Below are 20004 nucleotides of genomic sequence, written 5' to 3'. Positions count from 1 at the left end.
AGCGTGGCGCTGGCGCCTGCCGTGCTCTGTGGTTCGGCGCGCGCGGCGGCGCCCGCCTGCCCCATCGTGTACTTCGACCTGGGCGAGACCCTCGTGCACACCGCCGAGGACGGCGGCACCAGCTATCGGCCCTCGGCGGCCTCCTACCTGCGTGAACTGCGCGAACGGCACATCCGGGTCGGTCTGATCACCAATGTGCCGTCCGCTTGGGGCGCGACCGACGCGGAGCGTGCCGCCCGGCTGAAGCGGGAGGTCGACGCCACGTGGCGCGGGTCCACGCCCTTCGCGTGGCAGGACTTCGGCGACCGTATTCTCACCCCGCGTACCGAGGCGGAGCGCAAACCGGCCCCCGCCCTGTGGCAGCGGGCGAAGGCCGGTTCGGACGGGTGCCGAGTCGTCCATCAGGCGGAGACCGCCGAGGAGGTCAGAGCCGCTTCCGCGGTCGGCTTCGTGCCGTATCAGGTCGGCCGGCCGCACCTGCCCGCGTTTCTTCCGGTCCGGCTGGTGGAACTGCTCGGGGACCGGCACCACTCCCCTGCTTGACCATCCCGCTGCGCAGGAGCAGTTGGAAGACGCCGAGCAGCACCACCGTCGCGAGCGCGCTGTGCCACAGCAGTGCGTCCAGGCGCCCGGCGGCGAGATAGGCGCCCACGGCGATCGCGGCCAGTGCGCACACCGCGCGGTCCACGATGCTCTCGACGGAGAGCAGGGTGGCGCGCGGGGCGTGCGCGGGCACCGCGTCGTTCACCAGCTTGCGCTGGATGGGGTACGCGAAGCCGGTCGCGGCGGCGAACAGGCAGAGCAGCGCGACGACGGCCCACGGTCCACCGAGGGTCATGGCCGTCAGACTGCCCGCGAGGGCGAGGCTGAGGATCGAGACCCAGGCGACCGGCGGCAGACGGCGGCTCAGCCACTGCGGGCGGGCCGAGGCCACCGCCTCCGCCACCGTCATCGCCGCCATCACACCGCCGTGCGACGCCTCCGCGATGCCGTGGTCGAGGAGGATCGGCTGGAAGAGGTTGACCTGGCAGATCCGGGAGAGCGTGAAGACAGCAACTCCCTGCACCATCACCAGGGCCAGCCACCGCGAGGCGGCGACGCAGCGGAGCGCGGTGCCCGCGTCCCGCAGGAACGCGCCTCCCCCGCCCGCCCTCTTCCCCGTGCCGCCGTCCGCCCCCGCGAGGCGCGGCAGCGCGACCGCGCAGGCGAGGGAGCCCGCCGCGCTCGCGGCGCTGAGCACGTACGGGGTCGGGTGCGCCACGGCCATCAAGGGTCCGACCAGCGGCCAGCACACGACCTTCGCCACCAGCCCCAGCGCCCGTGCGGTGCCCTCCGCCCTCAGGTAGTGCTCGTCGCACTTCTCGGCGCGCAGCCCGTCGTACAGGTAGGCGCTGGCCGCCCCCGAGGTGAGGGAGCGGCCCGCGGCGATGGCCAGGAAGTGGACGAGGAAGCCGGTGTAGGAGGCGCTGAACACCGGAGCCAGGTTCGCCGCCGTCATGACCACCGCGCCGGCCCGCAGGCAGTTGCGGGTGCCGATCCGGTCGGCGATCAGGCCGGTCGGGATCTCGAACAGGCAGAAGGCCACGTAGTAGATGCTCTGGATGCCGAAGATCTGCCCGTCGGAGAGCCCGGCCTCCTTCTGGTAAGCGTAGAAGACGGGCATCCACCACAGCAGGTTGAACAGCAGCTGGAAGCCGTAGTTGAGCCGGATGATGCGTTGGGCGGTCGGCGTGAGACCGGTTGGCGCCGCCTTGCCGGAGGGCGCCTTCACAGTGCGTACGGGCGGATCTGGACCAGCCGGAAGTCGCCCCGGTCGGTCATCAGCCACTCGATGTCCAGCGGCCGGTCCACGTCGTCCGCGCTGAAGTGGGACTGAAGGAGCCGCCCGGTCAGGGACAGGTCGGCGAGCCGGGCGCGGGTGGCGGCGGAGAGCGCGTCGCCCCAGGAGCCCAGGGCGACGGTGCGGCCGCCGCCCTCCACGGTGTTGTACAGGTACTGCTGCGGCAGGACCGAGCCCTCGACCACCTGTTCCGGGGAGCCGGGGGAACAGTTGAGGTAGACGTTGCGGAAGTCCTCGCGGCGGGTGGGGTTGCAGGTCACCAGGACGCCGCCGAGGGAGGCGGGCACGTACTCCTGGATGATGACGCCCATGTAGGTGTCGTCCAGGGAGATGCCGACCTGGTGGCGGAGGCGCACGCTGCGGGGCGAGAGCAGTGAGGCCCACACCTGGCGTACGGCCTCCAGGAGTTCGCCGGTGCCGTGGACGGTGGTGACGGAGTCGTAGACGCCCGCGGCGGAGAAGCCCGGCAGGTCCTCGGCGTTGGACGAGGAGCGCACCACCAGGCGGCCGCGCGAGCCGGCGGGGGCGGGAAAGGCCTGGCTGATCTGCCGGGTGACCGACTCGGGGACAGGGGCCTGCCGGATCAGGTGCTGGAGTTGCAGGCAGAGCGAGTCCAGGACGTCGGTCGCGTCGAGTTCGAGTGCCATCTTCAGCTTGCCGATGCCCTGTTGGAGGGCGGGCGAGGAGGAGAGGAAGTGCTGCTGGAGCGCGAAGGGCAGCGCGACGCCGTCCGGGGCGCCGACCGTCCGGGACACGAACTCGGCCGCACGCGCGCGGAGTTCGCCTTCGGCGGGCGCGGTCAGGCCGAGGCGGGCCGCCAAGTGTCCGTAGAGGTGCTCGCGCGGCGGGCGGGGCCGTCCGTAGAAGGCGGTCAGGTCGGCCGTACGGCTGTCGAGCACGTGGTGCAGCTCGCCGAGGTTGGCCGCCTTGGTGCCGTAGCGGTCGCGGTCGGCGGCGCGCAGCCGGTGCAGGGACAGGACGGGGGTGTCGTCGAGCAGGGGCGGTTCGAGGCGGATGCGCTGCTGGTGCCAGGCCGGGGCCCGCAGGGCGGGGTCGTGGTCGAGCCGCTCCAGGGATATCTCGTCCTCGCGGACCCGGTAGCGGACCCACGCGCCGTCCAGGCCGTCCTTCTCGACGAGCTGTTCGAGGTCGCGCACGATCGCGTTGGGGATGCCCCAGCCGGAGGCGAGGACGTTGGTGTGGGAGAGCGGGGTGATCGGCGCGGTGTTGAGGAATCCGGCCACCCGGGGCACGTCGTCGGGCAGGCACGGCATGGCCACGATGTCCGCCCAGCCGAGCTGGGCCGCCGCTGCCTCGTACTCCTCGGTCGTGCGGAAGAACCGCAGCCGGCCGGTGGCCTCGCCGGGGTTGAGCGGCGTCCGGGTCCGGGAGCCGAAGAGTTCGTGGCTGAGAACGCGCGGCACGCGCTGGTCGCTGATCGCCGCAAGCTCCTCCTCCTGCCCGTGGTTGGCGGGTTTGAGGAGCAGCGGCAGCCTGCCGTCGACCCGGGAGCGTACGAACTCGTAGAAGTAGACGAGCAGTTCGCCGTGCATGGTGTCGGCCTCGGTCGTCTCCAGGACGAGGAAGGTGCGTTCGCGGCCGTCGGCCTCCTCGTCGGTGTGCAGGGAGAGCACACCGAGCAGGAAGCGGCGCTCGGGGTCCATGTAGACGGAGGCGTTGAACGCGTCGAGGTCCGCGTCGAGGGCGGTGAGGTCCATGCCCAGGACGCGCGTGGCGACGTAGTCGACGTGGAAGGGGTGGGCCGCGGTGTCGAGCAGGTGCCAGGTGTTCTCGGCGCGGTCGACGACGACTTTGAGGTACGGGTGTCCCGCGAGGACCCCGGAGAGGGTGCGGAAGAGCGGCAGGGAGAGGTTCTCGCCGACGACCGTGCGGTCCGTGGCCGGTTCGGCGGCGCCGGTGAGCAGGTGGGCGGTCATGCCGAGACCTCCTCGGGTTCCACGACAGAGGGCCGGGCGGCGGGCAGGACCTGGGGCAGGGCGTCCACCAGGGTCTCGAAGTCGCGGAGTACGGTCCGCGCGTCGGTGGCCGAGAGCAGGCACAGGGCCGCCATGGTGTTGGCGCCCGCGGCCGGTTCGTAGACCGGCACGGCACTCCCGTCGGGGAGCGAGCTCTCCGCGACCACCGACAGGCGGCTGCCTCGGCTGAGGGAGGTGTTCGCCGAGACGGCGGGGAAGTCCCAGATCCTGCGGTCCGGCCAGGCGCGGCCACGCCCGTCGACCGCGAGGACGACGAGGGAGCCCGCCGCGCCGCGCGCCCGCGCGGGGGTGAGAGCCTCCTCGGGCCATTCCACCCGGCGTCCGAGGAGGTGATCGACGAGCATGCCGACCAGATCGAGTCCGAAGACCTCCTCGATCTGCGGCACGGTCATCGCGCCGCCGAACCGCGCGGCCGTCTCGATCAGCCACATCCTGCCGTCGGCGCCGAGCTTGATCTCGGTGTGGGTTCCGCAGTCGCGCAGGCCGAGGGCGTCGACCGCGCGCCGGGCGAGCTCCACGATCCGGTCCTGGGCGTCCCGGCCCAGCGGGGCGGGGGTGATGCTCGCGCGTTCGGTGAACGGCTCGACCGTGGGCATCCGGCCGCTGAGGCAGACCGGGTGGAAGGTGCCGTCCGTGACGACGCCCTCGACGCTGACGTAGTCGCCCCAGCCCGGCTCGTCGAACCAGTCGGACGCGGTGCCGGTGACGATCTGCTCGACCACGAAGTCCGCGTCGGCCTCGGCCACATGCAGCTCCGCGTAGCCCAGTTGCGCCGATTCGGCCATGACGTCGCGGGAGCGGGCCCAGGCGGCCGACGCCTCGTGCGGGGAGCGGATGATCTGGTGGGCGGTGGACCCGGCGCTCCAGGCGGCCTTGAGCAGCAGCGGTCCCGGCAGGGAGCGAGCGGCCGCGTGCAGGTCCGCCTCGGTGGCGACGGGGCGGAACGCGGGTTGCGGCAGGCCGTGTTGGTGCCAGGTGTGCCGCATCAGCCGCTTGTCGCGGGCGAGCGCGGCGGCGCCGCCCGCCCCCGCGAGTCCGAGCGCCTCGCACGCCTCGGCAACGGCCACGACCGCGTACTCGGAGAAGGTGAGCACCGCGTCCGCGCCCACGGCTTCGGCCCGCCGGACGATCAGGGACACGAGATCGGGGTGGTGCGCGTCGTCGGGCGTCACGACCGAGGCGCACAGTCTGTGGGCGGAACCTGCCACGGCGGGAGGAAGAGCGCTGAGCGCCAGCAGGTGCACTTCCGCCTTCGCGGCCGTCCGGGAGAGGACGTGACCGAGGGGCGGACCACCCTTGGCATGCACTAACAGCACCTTGCTCACGGAAGTTCGTCTCCATTCGTCTCGGTTGCCACGGATCGCCGTACTCCGTGCGTGATGAGGGACAAGGCCGTGGGAATCAGCCGGTCCACATCGCGGGGCGTGTTCACCCGCTCACTCAAGGGGACCAGGCCACAGACGCCCGTGACGCCTCGATGGGCGCCCACGACTCAGGCAAATGCCTGAGTGACCGCGCGTCGGAGAGTCAGAGACGACGGACGGAGACCGCTGTGGACGATTCCAGCCTCAAGGCACTTCCCCCGAGCGAGAGCCGGGCCCACAGCTTCGCGGACCTGGTGGATCTCGCCCCGGCCGCCGCCTTCATACGGGACGGCGACGGACGCTACCTGTGGGCAAACCACGCCTACGCGCACCTCTACGGCACGGTCCCGGAAGACGTCGTCGGCAAGTACATCGAGGATCTCGACGCGCCCGCCGAAGCCGGCCGGTTCCGCGCCCTCGACCAGGAGGTCCTCAGCAGGGGCGCGCCGGTGCGGCACACGCTCGGCTACCGGCGCAGGGACGGCAGCACGGGCCGGGCGGTGGGCCACCGCTTCCCCGTCCGGGAGAACGCGCGGACCTGCGTCGCCGGGATCTACGTGGACGTCACGGATCAGGCGCGCGTCACGGTCCGGTGGCAGGAGGCGGAGGAGAATCTGCAGGCTCTGCGCGACCACAGCGGGCTGCCCTGCGCGCTGCTCTCGGCGAACGGGCGCGTCGTCGAGGCGAGCGCGGCGGCCGCGGAGCTGTTCCGGCTCGACCCGCACGACCTGGTCGGCCGCCGCGCGCACACGCTGCTCGCCCCGGAGCCGGGGCTTGATCTGCTGCACCGCCGCTGGCAAGGCCTGCTGTCCCGCCGCACCAGACGGATGGAGACGTCCGTGGTGCTCGTGGACGCCCAGGGGCTCAGGCGCCGCGCGCGGCTCCATCTGACGACGATCGGTCACTCCGCCGTACGGGCCCGGTACGTCTGGGCCGTCGTGACCCACCAGAGCCTCGCGCACGAGGCCCACCCGTCGCTCACCGCCGCGCAGATCCGCATCCTCTCCCTGCTGGCGGAGGGCAGCAGCAACGGCGACATCGCCACGTCGCTGAAGCTGTCCCGGCAGACGGTCGACTATCACCTCAGCCGCCTGCGGCAGCTCCTGGGCGCGGCGACCCGGCCGGCTCTCGTCGCGCGCGCCTATGTCCTCGGCATCCTGGCCCCGTGCGCGTGGCCGCCGCGCTCCGCCACGGCGGCCCATCCGCTCAGCGCTGTCTGACGGGGCCGCCGGTCAGCGGATGTTGACGTCGATGCAGGCGTAGAAGGCGTTGGCGGTGTCGCCGATGTTCCACACCGCGAGGACCTTGTGCCTGCCGGTGAAGTTGCCGAGGTTGACCTGGTGCGAGACGGTCGCCGGTGGCTGCTGGTTGCCGCCGTCGATGGTGGCGACCTTGGTGCCGTCGACGAAGTACTCGTAGTTCGCGGTGCGGTGCCGGGCGGTGAACGTCCAGGTGAAGGTCTGCGTCCTGCTGACGTCGCTGACCTTCCAGCCCTTGCTGTCGTTGTCGAGCTCCGCGAACCGGGCGTTGCCGCCGCTGCAGCTGCGCAGGCCCTTGGGCCCCTCGACGCTCTGCGGTTCGTACTTGATGTCGCCGCAGGGCACCGTGCGCGCGGCGCACTGGGCCTGCCGGCTCGCGGGGGCGTTGACGTAGCCGTGCGCGCTGGCCGAACCGGTCGGCAGGGTGAGGGCGAGGACGGGGGCCATCCCGGCGCCGATCGCCGCGGCTATCTTCCGCTTCTTGTCCATGCGTACTCCTTCACGGGGCGCTGCTTCATGGGGGGGTGCGGCGTGAAGTGCTCTCGTGGGGGTGAGCGAGTGGGTGGGGAATGGTGGGGGTGATGCGGGCGTTGCGGTCGAGCGGGGCCGGGGGTTCGCGGCTGCCGATTAGTCCAGACCATAGACTTCGGCCAGACGCGGTCAAGGTTGGTTTCCGGCCAGGTGAAGGGGTCTCCTGTGGAAGCAGTCCGGTTCTCTGTCCTCGACCGTTCGCGCACCCGTGAGGGGCACGACGGTCCGGAGGCCCTGCGCGACACCGTGCGCCTCGCCCAGGACCTGGAAGCTCTCGGTTACTACAGGTTCTGGGTCTCCGAACACCACGGTGTGCCCGGTGTCGCGGGGTCCGCGCCGACGGTCCTCGCGGCCGCCGTCGCGGCGGCCACCCGCACCATCCGGGTCGGCACGGGCGGCGTGATGCTGCCGAACCATCAGTCGCTCGTCGTGGCCGAGCAGTTCGGGGTGCTCGAATCGCTCTTCCCCGGCCGGATCGACATGGGACTCGGCCGGTCGGTGGGCTTCACCGACGGGGTGCGCAAGGCGCTGGGGCGCGACAAGCACGACGCCGAGGACTTCGCGGCTCAGCTGGCCGAACTGCTCGACTGGTTCCGCGGCACGTCCGGCACGGGGGTGCGGGCCCGCCCCGCCGAGGGCCTGAGCGTCCCGCCGTACGTCCTGGCCGTGGGCGAGGGCGCGGCGATCGCCGCCGAGGCGGGTCTGCCGCTGGTCATCGGCGACCTCCGGGGCCGCGAGAAGATGCTGCGCGGCATCGAGCGGTACCGCGACGGGTTCCGGCCCTCGCCGTGGCTGGCCGAGCCGTACGTCATGATCTCGGGCACCGTCGCGGTGGCCGAGAGCGAGGAGGCCGCCCGTCGCCTGCTGCTTCCGGAGGCCTGGTCGATGGCGTACTCCCGGACGCACGGCACGTTCCCGCCGCTCCCGCCGGCCGAGCGCGTGGAGGCGATGGCCATGACGGACAAGGAGCGCGGCTTCTACGAGTCGGGGCTGAGCGGCCATGTGTACGGCACCGAGGAGCAGGTGGCGGACGCGCTGCGGCGGGTGATCAAGGAGAGTGCCGCGCAGGAGGTGCTTGTGACGACCAGTACGTACGACCGCGCCGGCCTGCTGGACTCCTTCAGGCGGCTGGCGCGGGTGGCGGGCCTTGCGCCGGCCGGGGACGCCTAGGCAGGTCCCGCTGCTCGGGCCCCGCTCCCCCGGTTCACCGCTCGGGTCCCGCCCGCGTCGCGGTCCGGGATCGGCCCGGAGGCGGCGCGGACGGGCGCGGTGCCCCCGTGGCACGGGGGACGGTTCCAGCGGAAGCACCGCGGTCCCAGTGGCCCTCGCGGCTGCTTCGCCAGGGCCCTCGGGGGTGGGCTCGGGCGAAGGCGCTCACGTGGTCGCCAGTGCTTCCGTCGGGGGCAGCCGGGCGGCGCGTACGGCCGGGTAGAACCCCGCGAGTCCGCCGATGACCAGCGTGGCGCCGACGCCGCCCGCCATCGCCCAGAACGGGACGACGGACGGCCAGCCCTGGTAGGCGGAGTACCCACCGGTGACGGCGATGCCGAGCAGGACGCCGCCGAGGCCGCCGAGGGCGGACAGGAGCAGCGCCTCGGCCAGGAACTGGGTGCGGATCTGCCCCCGCGTCGCGCCGAGCGAGCGGCGCAGGCCGATCTCGGAGCGGCGTTCGAGGACGGAGATGACCATGGTGTTGGCCACTCCGACGCCGCCGACGAGCAGCGCCACTCCGCCGAGGCCGAGCAGCAGTCCACTGAGGGTGTCGTCGGTGGCTTCCTTGGCGGCCAGCGCGTCCGAGGGGCGCGAGACGTTGGCCTCGTTGGGGCTCTCGGGGTTGGTGGTGGCGCCGAGGACGGCCTGGACGTCGTTGACGGCCGACTCCTCGGCCCGCGTGAAGATGGTGGTCGGGGAGCCGTCGAAGCCCAGTTCGCGCTCCGCCGCGGTCCAGCCGACGAGGGCCGACGAGTCGAGCGAGGGCACAAGTTCGTTGGGGGCGAGCAGGCCGACGACGGTGAACCAGCGGCCGCCGAGCCAGACCTTCACGTCCTCCCCCGCCTGGTGGACACCGAGCTGTTCGGCGGCCTTGGGGCCGAGGACGACGGAGGGATAGCGGCTGTTGGCGGCGTTGAGCCAGCGGCCGTCGACGATCTCGGCGCCGACCGACTTCGGCAGGTCCGTCCTGGCGGCCGAGACGTTGAGGCCGCCGGTCTCCTCCTCGGGCGTGTGGTCACTGCGGTAGACCTTGGCGTCGGTCTTGCCGATGGCGGAGACCGACTCGACGTCGTCCATGTTGGCGATCATGTCGACCGACTCCACGGGGAGCCGGGCCTCCCCGCCGCTGAAGTTCTGCCCCGGGGTGACGGTCAGAAGGTTGGTGCCGAGGGCCTGCAGCCTGCGGTTGAGGTCCTCGGTGGACGAGGTGGAGATGCCGACCACGCCGACCATCGCGGCGATGCCGATGGCGATGCCGAGCGCCGAGAGGAAGACCCGCATGGGACGGGAGCGCAGGCCGGAGCCGCCCACCCGCAGCACGTCGGCCGGGTTCATCCGGGCCGGCCGGGGCCGCCGCACGGGTTCGGAGGGTTCGGGAGCGGCGGACCGCTCCAGCTCCTTGATGCCGGTCATCGCACGGCCTCCTGGTGGGGAACGAGGGACGAGGAGCCGCCGCCCGCGACCGAGTCGTGCTCGATCCGACCGTCCTTGAGGCGCACCTCACGGGGCAGGGTCGCGGCGATGTCCCGGTCGTGGGTGATGACCACCACGGTCGTCCCGGCCTCGTGCAGCTCGTGGAGGAGCTCGATGACGACCGCTCCGGACCGTGAGTCAAGGGCGCCGGTCGGCTCGTCGGCGAGCAGCAGCGGCGGGTCGCCGAGCACCGCGCGGGCGATGGCCACGCGCTGCTTCTCGCCACCGGACAGCTGGTGCGGCTCGTGGTAGAGCCGGTGGCCGAGGCCGACCCTGCGCAGTGCGCGCTCGGCGAGGCGGCGTCGCTCGCCGCGCGGCCTGCCGCTGTACAGCAGCCCGTCCGCCACACTGTCCAGCGCCGGTACGCCGTACGCCAGGTGGAACTGCTGGAAGACGAAGCCGATGGTGTCGGCCCGCAGCGCGGACAGTTCACGGTCGGACAGGTCGGCCACGTCGTGTCCGTCGATGCGTACCCGTCCGGACGAGGGGCGGTCCAGGGTGCCCATGATGTTGAGCATCGTGGACTTGCCCGACCCCGACGGGCCGACGATGGCGAGGAGCTCGCCGCGCCGGATGACGAGGTCCGCGCCGCGCAGGGCGGCGACGTCCTCGTACGTCTTGGAGACCCCGGTCAGCTCGACCACCGGCCGGTCCTGCCGGTCCGTGGCGGGCGCGGGGAGCTCGCGGCTGGCCAGGCTCACTTGGGAACCCCCACGACGGTGCCTTCCTTGATGCCCTTCCCGGACACCTCGACCCTGCTGTCGGCGAACATGCCGAGCTCGACCGGCCGGTACTCGGTGCCGTCGGCGGTGACGACCTCCACGGCGTACCCTCCGCCGCGCTGTGCCACCAGGGCGGCCACGGGGACGACGAGGACGTCCTTGCGGGACTCCGCCTTCAGCGTGACCTCGACGGCGGCGGCCTGGTAGCGGCCGAGACCCTTCTGGTCCTTCACCGTCAGCTCGACGGGCAGGGTGGCCTTGTCGTCGGACTCCCCGGAACCCGCGTCGCCGGAGCCGCCCGCGGAATCGTCGCTCTGCCCGGTGGACGGCGTTCCGATGTCCGTCACCTCGGCCTCGACCGTGTTGTCGTCCGGGAGCTGGACGGTGGCCTTGGTGCCCTTCTCGACGAGGTCCTCGAACTGCACGTCGAGGTCGACGCTGACGATCCGCTCGGTGCCGGTCCAGGAGAGGACGTCGCCGCTCAGGGCGGCGCCCGGCGAGGCCTTCACGTCCGCGACGCGCCGGGCGTCGGGGGCGACCACGGCGTCCCCGGCCCGTACCGTGCCGGTCTCCTCGCGGTTCAGGTCGTCCTGCCAGTCCTTGACCGCTTCGGCCGTGGCGGAGTTGTACGTCTCGTCGACGGTGAAGCCCTTGTAGCCGAGGGCGCGGAGGTTCTTCTCCAGCATCTCGACGTCGTCCCCCTCGCTGCCCGACTGCAGGGTGCGGTAGAGGGGGAACGAGCCGTACAGGAGCGGGACCCGCTGCTGGTCGACGCGGTAGACGGTCTCGCCGCGCTCGACGACGGTGCCCTCCTCGGGCACCCAGGTGACGATGCCGTCGCCCGCGCTGCCGCCGGAAGCTCCTTCCTGGCCCGACTGATCGGACTGGCCCGACTGCCCTGACTGTCCTGACTGCGCGGACTGTCCGTCGCCCGTGCCGGCCGCCGCGGCCGGGGCCTGCACGGTGGTCGCGTCGCCGTAGCCGAGGTTGCCGTCGACGCTCTCGGTGTCGGTGAGCGTCGTGCGCTCCACCTTCGCGGTGGCCGGCGGGCCCGCGGGCGCGGAGCCCCCCGAGTCACCGCTGTCGCCGCCGATGGTGCCGGTGGCGGCGACGCCGGCCGCCGCGGTCACGGTGATCGCGGCGAGCGCGATCAGCGAGGTGCGCAGCGGGCGGCGCCTGCGGCCGCTGCCGGCCGGTGGCTCCTCCTCGTCCGCACCCGCCGCGGAGACGCGGTTCTCCGCGGAGACGGTCTCCAGCTCGGAGGCGGTGTCCGGCGCGGCGGTCGTGTCGAGCGCGGCGCCGCCGGTACGGTTCGCCGACACCTCGCCGGATCCGTGGCGTTCCAGCGCGCCGGACGGCTCGCCGGAGAGCGGTGGTGCTTCGGTCTCGTCGCGGCCGGTCACTCGGGGACGCCTCCCCCTTGACCGTTGTTCATCATCATGCCGCCACCGGGGTACTTGCTCTGGCAGGCGCCCATGGCCTTGGTGAACTCAGGGCCGCCCGGGGTGATGCCGGTGCCGTTGATGTCGATCTTCATGTTGCTGCCCTCGATCTCCGGGTCGGGGAACTTGTCCAGCCCGTTCTCGCGCAGGCACTTGGCCCACGCCGAGACCTTCTTCGAGTCCAGGGCCTTGCCCCCGCCCCCGCCGCCGAGGCCCTGCGGGGCCTTGTCCCGGCAGGCCTCCTCGGCCTTCTTGTACGACTCCGAGTTCACGTCGACCCCGTCTCCGGGGGTGAGCCTGACGCCGCCCGTGTCCTGCTGCGGGTCGGGGTAGTCGGCCGCCCCGTTCTCGCGCATGCACTTGGAGTACGCGAGGCCCTGGTCGAACGGGCTGGTCGGGGAGGCGGACGGGTCCTTGTCCGACGAGGCGGCCGAGGAGTCTCCCGAGCAGCCCGTGAGGAGCGACCCGGTGACGAGAGCGGATGCGGCGACGAGTACGGGTGCGATGGTTCGCTTGCGGGCGAATGCCCGCTTCTGTGTGGTGAACATGGACCCAACTTTTACGCGGCGGGCGGTCACACGGCGGGCACAAAGCCGGGCGTCCGCACAGTGCCGCCATGGGTGGCGCAGAGCGCGCCGGGGCAGGCCGGAACGGCCGCGTGCCGAGGGCGCGCGGCCGTTCCGGTTCGCCCCCGGTGCGCGGGGGCCGGTCAGGGCTCGGCGCGCTCCGGGCTGCCCCGGGCCTGTGGTGCGCCGCGCCACGCCGTGAGCCTGTGCTCCTCCTCCTGCGTGGAGTCGATCCGCTTCATGGCGGCCTTGAGCAGCGGCGGCGCCATGACGGAGGTGACCACCGCGACCAGCACGATGATCGTGTACGTCCTGGTGTCGAGGATGCCGAGCCGCAGCCCGACCATGGCGACGATCACCTCGATGACGCCGCGCGCGTTCATCCCCGCGCCGAGTGCCAGCGCCTCCCAGCGGCTCAGTCTGCTCAGCCGCGCCCCGATGTAGGCGCCCGCGAACTTTCCGAGGATCGCGACAGCCAGGACGAGCAGCGCGGCCGCGAGCACCGGCGGGTGCCGCAGTGCCCGCAGGTCGATGCGGAGTCCCGCGGTGGCGAAGAAGACGGGGGCCAGGACGGCGAGGACGACCATGCGCAGCGACACCGTGCGGGCCCGGTCGAACTCCCCGCTCGAACCGATGAGCATGCCGCAGAGGTACGCCCCGAAGACCGCTTCGAGGCCGAGTGCCTGGGTGCCGGCCGAAGCGAGCAGGATCATAGCGGCGGCCGCCGAGACGGTCCGCTCGTCCGAACCCCTGCACAGCCGCAGGGCTCTTCGGACGACCGGGCGGCCGATCAGCAGCGCGAGCAGGAGGACCAGCAGGAGCGAGCCGATGGCCTCGGCGAACACGCCCGCGGTCAGTCCGCCGACGGTCATGGCGGAGACCACGGAGAGCATGAGCCAGCCGAAGGTGTCGTCGATCATCCCGGCGGCGAGGGTCAGTTGGCCCACGTCGCGGTGGATGAGGTCCATGTCCATCAGGGTCTTGGCGATGACGGGGATGGCGCTGACGCACATCGCCACGCCCAGGAAGAGCGCGAACATCTGCCGGTCGGCCGCGCCGATGCCGAGCATCCGCGCGAGCGGGAAGCCGAGACCGACCCCGAGGGCGAGGGGCACGAGGAGCCCCGCGAGGCTGACGCGCAGCGCCGTGGCGCCCCGGCGACGGATCATCCGCAGGTCCATCTCGATGCCGGTGAGGCCGACGAGGAGGAGCACGGCGAGCTGTCCGACCGCGTCGAGGAGGTGGACCTGCCCGGGATCGGAGGGCAGCAGCCAGGCCGCGGCGTCCGGCGCCACCCAGCCGAAGAGCGAGGGGCCGAGGAGGACGCCGGCGCTCAACTCCCCGACGATCGCGGGCAGTCCGCAGCGGGCCGCCAGCCTGCCGAGCATGATGGCGAGCAGCAGCAGCACGCCGACCTGCAGCAGGAAGACCAGCAGGGCGTGCGCCGCGATCGGCGGCACGGGCGCGGCCGCCCACACCAGGTCGGCGGCCGCGGTCGGCCCGGTGCTGTGCACCGTGTTCACCTCCCGGGTCTGGATCCGGCGCCCCGCTCACCGGCCGCGGCCGGGACGCCCGGGGAGAGTTCGCTGTATCTGCGGAAGCCGTAGAGGAGCGCGCTCTCGTGGCGGAAGCGCTCGACGGAACGCACCGCCCCGACGACGATCACGTGGTCGCCGGAGGGGTGGGTGCGTTCGACGGTGCATTCCGCGACGGCGTGCGCGGCCTCGATCAGGGCGGGGCTGCGGGTGCGGCGGGACGGCCGCCAGGCGACGCGGTCGAACCGGTCGGGCGCGCCGGAGGCGAAGAGCGCGGCGACCCAGTCGGCTTCCCCGTGCAGCAGGTTGACGGCGAACGCGCCGCTGGCGAGCACCGCGCCCAGGGTCGGGCTGCCGCTGCGCAGGCACGTCAGGAGCGTCGGCGGGTTCACGCTGAGGCTGCACAGCGAGGAGCACGTCATCCCGCGGGGCTCCGCGCTGTCGTCCCGGGCCGTCACGACCGACACGCCGGTCGGGAACGACGCCATCATGTCGCGGAACTCGGTGTCCATGTGCCTCGCTCACACCCCGTCGCGCATGCGCTTGAAGTACTCGTTCTGCGTCGGCAGGGTGCGCACCAGCGACCGCGCCTTGTCCTTGATCGCCTGGAACTCGGCGAGCGCCTCCTTCTCGTCGACCAGGTCGAGTGCGGGTGACGGCTTCACGGGGATGCCGCCGGTGCCGAGCAGGATGCAGTTGTACGAGTAGGGCGGCAGGCCGTGGTAGCGCGGGTAGACCGTGCCGGTGTCGGGGACCTTGCTCTCCCACAGTTCGAGGCGCTCGGCCAGCGAGTCGGGCACCTTCCGGGTCTTGGTGTCCCGCCAGTACTGGTTGTCGGCCCGCTTCGCGCCCCGGTAGTGCAGGACGAGGAACTCGCGTACGCCGTCCATCACATGGGTCAGGGCGCTGTTGTACTGCTCGCGCAGCGAACGGTCCCAGTCGGCCGCCGGGTAGTACTTGACCAGCTGCTCGATGGCGTAGTGGATGAAGAAGATCCCGGTCGACTCCAGTGGCTCGACGAAGCCGCTGGACAGGCCGATGGCCACGCAGTTGTTGACCCAGGAGCGGCGGCTTCGGCCGATCCGCATCCGGATGTGGTTGGCGGGCACGTCGGCCGCGGCGGGCCCGACGAACTCGCGCAGCGTGCGCTCGGCCTCGTCGGGGTCGATGTAGTCGCGCGCGTAGACGTATCCGGTGCCGATGCGGCTGATCAGCGGGATGGTCCAGATCCAGCCCGCGTCCTGGGCGGTGGCCGTCGTGCAGGGGCGGATCGGGTCCTTGTCCATGTCCATGGGGACCTGCAGGGCGACCGCGCTGTCGTTGGGCAGGGTGTCCTGGTACGGCACGAAGGGTTCTTCGAGCGCCTTGTTCAGGAGCAGGCCGCGGAAGCCGGTGCAGTCGACGAAGAGGTCGCCCTCCAGCAGGCCGTGCTCGGCGGTCCGCACGTGGGAGAGCCAGCCGCGCTCGTCGAGGCCGACGTCCACCACGTTGTCGACGACGTGCCGCACGCCGCGCTGTGTGGCGTACTTCGTGAGGTACTTGGCCAGCAGGTGCGCCTCGAAGTGGTAGGCGTACGGGAATTGCGCGCCCTGGTACTCGGCGATCGTGTTCGGCGGCGCCTCACCCTCGACGAAGTCCTGTTCCAGGAGGCGGTTGTCGAGGTAGCGGGGGCTGCGGTCGGCGTCGATCACCGAGGCCATCACGAAGCAGTCCACGTCGAACCGCTCGGTGGTGGGGTGGCGCAGCCACCAGTCGGTGAGGGGGAAGCCCTTGACCGACCTGAGCTGCTCGAAGGGGTGGTAGAAGTGGTGCCCGGGCTCGCGCCAGTTCTCGAAGCGGACGGCGAGTTTGTACGTGGCGTTGCAGGCGGGCATCCAGTCCCGCTCGGCCAGGCCCAGGAACTCGAAGAAGTGCCTGATGTCGCTGAACGTGGCCTCGCCGACGCCGATGGTGCCGACGTCCGCCGACTCCACCAGCGTGATCTTGATCCGGTCGCCGAAGGCCGCCGTCAGATACGCGGCGGTCATCCAGCCTGCCGTGCCCCCGCCGACGATGACGACGTTACGTACAGGAGCATGCGTCATTTCCCCCACCCCACTTTGATGATTGAGCACCGGTGCGCGGATGCACCGATGCGCCGGTGTGTCGGCGTACCGATGCACCCGCCGCGGCCTACCGGTCGCGTTCGTCCTGACCGCTCAGCGTGATCGCGCCGGCCGGGCACCTCGCGGCCGCGCCGCGTACCGCGGCGGCCGCACCGGGCCCGGGCCGTGCCGCCTTGAGCAGCACCTTCCCGTCGTCCTCCGACTGGTCGAACACAGCGGGTACGTAGCTCATGCACAGGCCGGAGCCCGCGCACCTGCCGCGGTCGACACGTACCTCCATCTCTCGCCCCTCTCGCCGGGTGGTCCCGGGCTCACCAGGTGACCGGCAGCCGCTCCACGCCGTACGCGGTCGACCGGATGCGGAACTCGACGTCCCGCGTGGGCACCGCGAGCCGCAGGCCGGGGAAGCGCCGCAGCAGCGCCGCGTAGGCGATGCGCAGCTCCATCCGGGCCAGCGCGGCACCGATGCAGTGGTGGATGCCGTGCCCGAACGCGACGTGCGGCACGGGTTCACGGGTCACGTCGAGCCGGTCGGGCTCGGGGGTCAGTGCCGGGTCGCGGTTGGCCAGCGGGATCGAGCAGACGACGGTGTCCCCGGCCCTGATCAGCCTGCCGCCGAGCGTCACGTCCTCGACGGCGGTGCGGGGCGTCGGCGCGTGCGGCACGGACAGATAGCGGAGCAGTTCCTCGACGGCGCGGTCGAGGGCCGCCGGGTCGTCGCGCACCAGGGCGAGCTGGCCGGGGTTCTCCAGGAGCGCGAGGGCGCCGAGGCCCAGCATGCCGGAGATGTTGTCGAGTCCCGCGAGCATCAGCAGGATGCAGATGCCCCGCAGTTCCTTGTCGGTGAACTCGCCTCCGTGGTCGCGCACCAGCATGCCGAGGAAGCCCTCGTCGGGGTCCTTGCGCTGCCGGGCCACCAGTGCGGCGAGGTAGCGGGTGAACGCCGAGCCGGCGGCGGTGCGCTCCTGGCGTCCGCTGCCGGTCGCCAGGTGGGCGTGGCAGCGGCGCAGGAAGTCGTCGCGGTCGTCGCGGGGCACGCCGATCAGTTCGCACAGCACCAGCCCCGGGATCGCCGACGCGAACAGCTCGGCGAGGTCCGCGGGGCGCCCGGCGCGCTCCATGGCGTCGAGGCGCTCGGCGACGATGTCCTCGATGCGCGGCTGGAGTCTGCGCATCCGTCGGACCGTGAACTCCGGCGTCAGCATCTTCCGCAGCCGGGTGTGTTCGGGCGGATCGTAGTCCATCAGGAGTCCGACGCCCTCGTCGGGCCGCCGGTCGTCCTCGCCGGCCGGCTCGCGCGAGCCGAAGCGGCGGCGGGTGGAGAACCGGACGTGGTCGCCGAGGACCCTGCGCACCTCTTCGTGGCCCGTGACCAGCCACAGGGGCTCGCCACCGGCGCCGGGGGCCAGGCTGACGCGGGTGACGGGCCCGTCGGCGGCGAGGCGGCGCAGGTCGTCGGCCGGGTCGAAGCGGGTGCGGCGGGTGTGCAGCGGTACGGCTGCGGTCTCGTGCGGCATGTCGCCCCTTACCAGGCCACCGGCAGCGTCTCCACGGCCTTCGACGTGAAGCGGAGTTCGTCGCGCGGCACGGCGAGCCGCACCTCGGGGAACCTGCGCAGCAGTTCCGCTATGGCGATGCGCAGTTCCATCCTGGTCAGCGGTGCGCCGAGGCAGTAGTGGATGCCGTGCCCGAACGCCATGTGACGGCTGTTGTCGCGGGTGATGTCGATGGGCTCCTGCGGCTCCCCCGGCGAGCTGGTGTTGTTGGCGCCGAGCAGGGAACAGGCGATGGACTCCCCCGCCTTGACCGTCTTGCCCGCGAGGGTGACGTCTTCAAGGGCGGTGCGGGGCGAGGCGTGCGAGATGATCGACACGCTCCGGATCAGCTCCTCCACCGCGTGGTCGATCAGCTCGGGACGCTCCTTGAGCAGGGCGAGCTGGTCGGGGTTCTCCAGCAGGGCGAGGATGCCGAGGCCCAGGGTGCCGCCCACGTTCTGGATGAAGGAGGCGAGGAGCGTCGCGGCGGTGCCCGTCAGTTCGGCGGGGCTGAGGTCGGCGCCGTGCCGTTGAATGAGCCGGCCGAGCATGTCCTCGCCGGGGTCGCGGCGCTTTCGCGCGGTGAACTTGCTCAGGTAGATCAGGTACGAGTTGCCCGCCGCGTCCCGCTGCTCCCGGTCGGGGTTGTCGATGCGGTTGGTGTCGAGGTGGCGGGCCAGTTCGGCCTGGTCGTCCCGGGGTATGCCGAGCAGCGTGCAGCCGATGAGGCTGGTGGTGGGCCACACGAAGTGCGGTACGAGGTCGATCGGCTGCTCGGCGCCCTCCATGGCGTCCAGGCGCTCGGTCACGATCTTCTCGACGAGCGGTTCCAGGGTGCGCACCCGCCGCAGTGTGAACTCGCCGGTGAGCATCTTCCGCAGCCGGGTGTGCTCGGGCGGGTCGTAGTGCAGCAGGTTGCCGGGCTGGACGAGGCGTCGGGAGTCCTCGATGGTGTCCGCGGGCGGCAGCGTGGTGAACCGCTCCGTGTCGCCGAGCACCGCCCGCACCTCTTCGTACCCCGTGGCGAGCCAGGCGCGTTCCATGGTTCCCGGCGGGGTCATCTCGACGAGCGGCGACTGTTCGGTTTCGTCCAATGGCTTGGGCATTCTCGGAATCCTTTCGCCCTTTCCTACGAGTCTGAATTCGGTGCCGCACAACCGTCAAGGATGTCCAAGTCTCACCACCGGACGAGGAGTTCGTCTATTCCGTAGTTCGGTGTCCAGGTGCGGAATCGGATTTCCTCGGCGGGTACCGCGACGCTCAGCTTCGGGAACCGGTGGAACAGGGCCGCGATCGCGATGCGCAGCTCGACCCGGGCCAAAACGGCACCCAGGCAGTGGTGGACGCCGTGTCCGAAGGCGAGGTGTCCGGAGTTGTCGCGGGTGATGTCGAGGGTGTCCTGCGGCACGCCGTCGACCGGGGTGCGGCTCACCGCGAGCAGGGAGCAGATCACGGACTCGCCGGCCCGGATCAGGTGCCCGCCGACGGTCACGTCCACCAGGGCGGTACGGGGTGTGGCGTTCTGCACGGACGAGACGTAGCGGATGAGTTCCTCCACCGCCGAGGTGATCAGGTCCGGCCGCTCCTGGAGCAGGGCGAGCTGGTCGGGGTTCTCCAGCAGGGCCAGCGGGCCGAGGCCCAGCATGCCGCCGATGTCCTCAAGGCCGGAGCCCATGATGGCGGCGGCCATGCCCGTCAGTTCCTCGTCGGTGAGCTCCGCGCCGTGCCGGCGGATCACCATGCCCAGCAGGTCGTCGCCGGGGTCGCGGCGCTTCTGCCGGACGAGCCTGCGCATGTAGATCATGTACGCGTTCACGGCCGCCCGCTGCCGCTCCCGCTGCTCGCGGCTGGTGTGCCGGCCGAAGCCGGTGCCGGTCCTGCTGATATTCAGGTTGCGGGCGAGTTCCGCCGCGTCGTCGCGGGGCACGCCGAGCAGTGCGCAGCCCACCAGGCCGGGGATGGGCCAGGCGAAGTGCCGCACGAGGTCGGCGGGTTGCCCCGCGCCCTCCAGGGCGTCGAGGCAGTGCGCCACGATCTCCTCGATGAAGGGTTCCAGCCTGCGGATGCGCCGGAGGGTGAACTCAGGGGTGAGCATCCTGCGCAGCCGGGTGTGCTCGGGCGGGTCGTACTGGCGCAGGTTGCCGACCTCGATCTGTGGTTTCCCGCCGCCCCTGCCGTCGTCGAGCGGCAGCATGCTGAACCGGTCGTCGCCGAGGATCGCCCGCACCTCGTCGTAGCCGGTGGCGAGCCAGTGGCGGGCCGGGGCGCGCCCGCCGGTGTCCAGTTCGACGAGCGGTGTGCGGGCGCTGAGTTCCGTCAGTTCGGGTACGGGTTCCAGTCCGTTCCTGCGCGTGTGCGCGGAGGTGCTCACTGCCTTCGACATTCAGGGTCCCTTTCGCCCTTGCCCTGTGAAATTTGCCCTG

18 protein-coding genes are annotated in these 20004 nt (G+C 71.9%); 3 read left to right on the top strand and 15 right to left on the bottom strand.

Going from position 1 to position 20004, the window contains the following annotated elements:
• Positions 1-3 precede the first annotated feature (3 nt).
• Entirely contained in the window at positions 4-543 is a 540-nt protein-coding gene (locus ACZ7LU_RS07310; RefSeq protein WP_471916498.1) for an HAD family hydrolase, read from the top strand.
• Here ACZ7LU_RS07310 and ACZ7LU_RS07305 read toward each other — a convergent pair.
• From ACZ7LU_RS07305 to ACZ7LU_RS07295, 3 genes are read right to left on the bottom strand one after another with little or no spacing between them, the layout of a single operon-like run.
• On the bottom strand, positions 425-1771 hold the full coding sequence (locus tag ACZ7LU_RS07305; RefSeq protein WP_471915975.1) for an MFS transporter: 1347 nt from the start codon (positions 1769-1771) through the stop codon (positions 425-427). The two genes, ACZ7LU_RS07310 and ACZ7LU_RS07305, sit on opposite strands and share 119 nt — an antisense overlap.
• Positions 1768-3777: a PEP/pyruvate-binding domain-containing protein gene (locus tag ACZ7LU_RS07300; RefSeq protein WP_470979391.1), complete on the bottom strand. Its 2010-nt coding sequence runs from the start codon at positions 3775-3777 to the stop codon at positions 1768-1770. Before ACZ7LU_RS07300 ends, ACZ7LU_RS07305 begins: the two co-directional genes overlap by 4 nt.
• On the bottom strand, positions 3774-5162 hold the full coding sequence (locus ACZ7LU_RS07295; RefSeq protein ID WP_470979394.1) for an ATP-grasp domain-containing protein: 1389 nt from the start codon (positions 5160-5162) through the stop codon (positions 3774-3776). Before ACZ7LU_RS07295 ends, ACZ7LU_RS07300 begins: the two co-directional genes overlap by 4 nt.
• Positions 5163-5389: 227 nt before the next feature.
• On the opposite strand from ACZ7LU_RS07295, the gene ACZ7LU_RS07290 reads away from it, so the two are divergent.
• The gene (locus ACZ7LU_RS07290; RefSeq protein ID WP_468084135.1) at positions 5390-6421 is read left to right on the top strand and encodes a PAS domain-containing protein; all 1032 of its coding nucleotides are present in this window, start codon (positions 5390-5392) and stop codon (positions 6419-6421) included.
• Between the two features lie 12 nt (positions 6422-6433).
• Here the strand turns inward: ACZ7LU_RS07290 and ACZ7LU_RS07285 are convergent, their stop codons facing one another.
• Positions 6434-6949 carry a lytic polysaccharide monooxygenase auxiliary activity family 9 protein gene (locus tag ACZ7LU_RS07285; RefSeq protein ID WP_398298670.1) on the bottom strand — a complete coding sequence of 172 codons (516 nt, stop codon included), beginning with the start codon at positions 6947-6949 and terminating at the stop codon, positions 6434-6436.
• Positions 6950-7156: 207 nt separating this feature from the next.
• Between ACZ7LU_RS07285 and ACZ7LU_RS07280 the strand changes: the two genes are divergently transcribed.
• A complete protein-coding gene (locus ACZ7LU_RS07280) occupies positions 7157-8161 on the top strand; it encodes an MsnO8 family LLM class oxidoreductase (RefSeq protein ID WP_471915974.1) in 1005 nt (334 codons plus the stop codon).
• Between the two features lie 204 nt (positions 8162-8365).
• Here ACZ7LU_RS07280 and ACZ7LU_RS07275 read toward each other — a convergent pair whose 3' ends face one another.
• The 11 genes from ACZ7LU_RS07275 to ACZ7LU_RS07225 form a co-directional block, all read right to left on the bottom strand.
• A complete protein-coding gene (locus ACZ7LU_RS07275) occupies positions 8366-9616 on the bottom strand; it encodes an ABC transporter permease (RefSeq protein WP_468084131.1) in 1251 nt (416 codons plus the stop codon).
• Entirely contained in the window at positions 9613-10377 is a 765-nt protein-coding gene (locus tag ACZ7LU_RS07270; protein WP_398298676.1) for an ABC transporter ATP-binding protein, read from the bottom strand. The genes ACZ7LU_RS07275 and ACZ7LU_RS07270 overlap by 4 nt, the downstream gene beginning before the upstream one ends.
• Positions 10374-11801 carry a peptidoglycan-binding protein gene (locus tag ACZ7LU_RS07265; RefSeq protein WP_471915973.1) on the bottom strand — a complete coding sequence of 476 codons (1428 nt, stop codon included), beginning with the start codon at positions 11799-11801 and terminating at the stop codon, positions 10374-10376. The genes ACZ7LU_RS07270 and ACZ7LU_RS07265 overlap by 4 nt, the downstream gene beginning before the upstream one ends.
• Positions 11798-12388: a hypothetical protein gene (locus ACZ7LU_RS07260; protein WP_468084126.1), complete on the bottom strand. Its 591-nt coding sequence runs from the start codon at positions 12386-12388 to the stop codon at positions 11798-11800. Before ACZ7LU_RS07260 ends, ACZ7LU_RS07265 begins: the two co-directional genes overlap by 4 nt.
• A 161-nt stretch (positions 12389-12549) precedes the next feature.
• Positions 12550-13920 carry a cation:proton antiporter gene (locus ACZ7LU_RS07255; RefSeq protein ID WP_468084125.1) on the bottom strand — a complete coding sequence of 457 codons (1371 nt, stop codon included), beginning with the start codon at positions 13918-13920 and terminating at the stop codon, positions 12550-12552.
• Between the two features lie 5 nt (positions 13921-13925).
• The gene (locus ACZ7LU_RS07250; protein WP_468084124.1) at positions 13926-14453 is read right to left on the bottom strand and encodes a flavin reductase family protein; all 528 of its coding nucleotides are present in this window, start codon (positions 14451-14453) and stop codon (positions 13926-13928) included.
• Positions 14454-14462: 9 nt separating this feature from the next.
• Positions 14463-16025, bottom strand: a complete 1563-nt coding sequence (locus ACZ7LU_RS07245; RefSeq protein WP_468084123.1) for a tryptophan halogenase family protein — start codon at positions 16023-16025, stop codon at positions 14463-14465.
• Positions 16026-16113: 88 nt separating this feature from the next.
• Positions 16114-16326 carry a ferredoxin gene (locus ACZ7LU_RS07240; protein ID WP_471915972.1) on the bottom strand — a complete coding sequence of 71 codons (213 nt, stop codon included), beginning with the start codon at positions 16324-16326 and terminating at the stop codon, positions 16114-16116.
• Positions 16327-16357: 31 nt separating this feature from the next.
• Complete coding sequence (locus tag ACZ7LU_RS07235; RefSeq protein ID WP_471915971.1) at positions 16358-17563, bottom strand: cytochrome P450; 1206 nt, start codon at positions 17561-17563, stop codon at positions 16358-16360.
• 8 nt (positions 17564-17571) lie between these two features.
• Positions 17572-18687: a cytochrome P450 gene (locus tag ACZ7LU_RS07230; protein WP_398298692.1), complete on the bottom strand. Its 1116-nt coding sequence runs from the start codon at positions 18685-18687 to the stop codon at positions 17572-17574.
• A gap of 71 nt (positions 18688-18758) precedes the next feature.
• Entirely contained in the window at positions 18759-19964 is a 1206-nt protein-coding gene (locus tag ACZ7LU_RS07225) for a cytochrome P450 (RefSeq protein WP_468084118.1), read from the bottom strand.
• Positions 19965-20004 lie beyond the last annotated feature (40 nt).

It is taken from the genome of Streptomyces sp. NPDC039462 (genome assembly GCF_055639375.1).
This window is presented reverse-complemented; position numbering and strand designations above follow the sequence as displayed.

What these genes read in the sequence shown, in the direction of transcription:
- ACZ7LU_RS07245 (WP_468084123.1), bottom strand. Translation starts at nt 16,025, where the DNA reads ATGACGCATGCTCCTGTACGTAACGTCGTCATCGTCGGCGGGGGCACG.
- ACZ7LU_RS07285 (WP_398298670.1), bottom strand. Translation starts at nt 6,949, where the DNA reads ATGGACAAGAAGCGGAAGATAGCCGCGGCGATCGGCGCCGGGATGGCC.
- ACZ7LU_RS07275 (WP_468084131.1), bottom strand. Translation starts at nt 9,616, where the DNA reads ATGACCGGCATCAAGGAGCTGGAGCGGTCCGCCGCTCCCGAACCCTCC.
- ACZ7LU_RS07260 (WP_468084126.1), bottom strand. Translation starts at nt 12,388, where the DNA reads ATGTTCACCACACAGAAGCGGGCATTCGCCCGCAAGCGAACCATCGCA.
- ACZ7LU_RS07225 (WP_468084118.1), bottom strand. Translation starts at nt 19,964, where the DNA reads ATGTCGAAGGCAGTGAGCACCTCCGCGCACACGCGCAGGAACGGACTG.
- ACZ7LU_RS07235 (WP_471915971.1), bottom strand. Translation starts at nt 17,563, where the DNA reads ATGCCGCACGAGACCGCAGCCGTACCGCTGCACACCCGCCGCACCCGC.
- ACZ7LU_RS07300 (WP_470979391.1), bottom strand. Translation starts at nt 3,777, where the DNA reads ATGACCGCCCACCTGCTCACCGGCGCCGCCGAACCGGCCACGGACCGC.
- ACZ7LU_RS07230 (WP_398298692.1), bottom strand. Translation starts at nt 18,687, where the DNA reads ATGCCCAAGCCATTGGACGAAACCGAACAGTCGCCGCTCGTCGAGATG.
- ACZ7LU_RS07240 (WP_471915972.1), bottom strand. Translation starts at nt 16,326, where the DNA reads ATGGAGGTACGTGTCGACCGCGGCAGGTGCGCGGGCTCCGGCCTGTGC.
- ACZ7LU_RS07250 (WP_468084124.1), bottom strand. Translation starts at nt 14,453, where the DNA reads ATGGACACCGAGTTCCGCGACATGATGGCGTCGTTCCCGACCGGCGTG.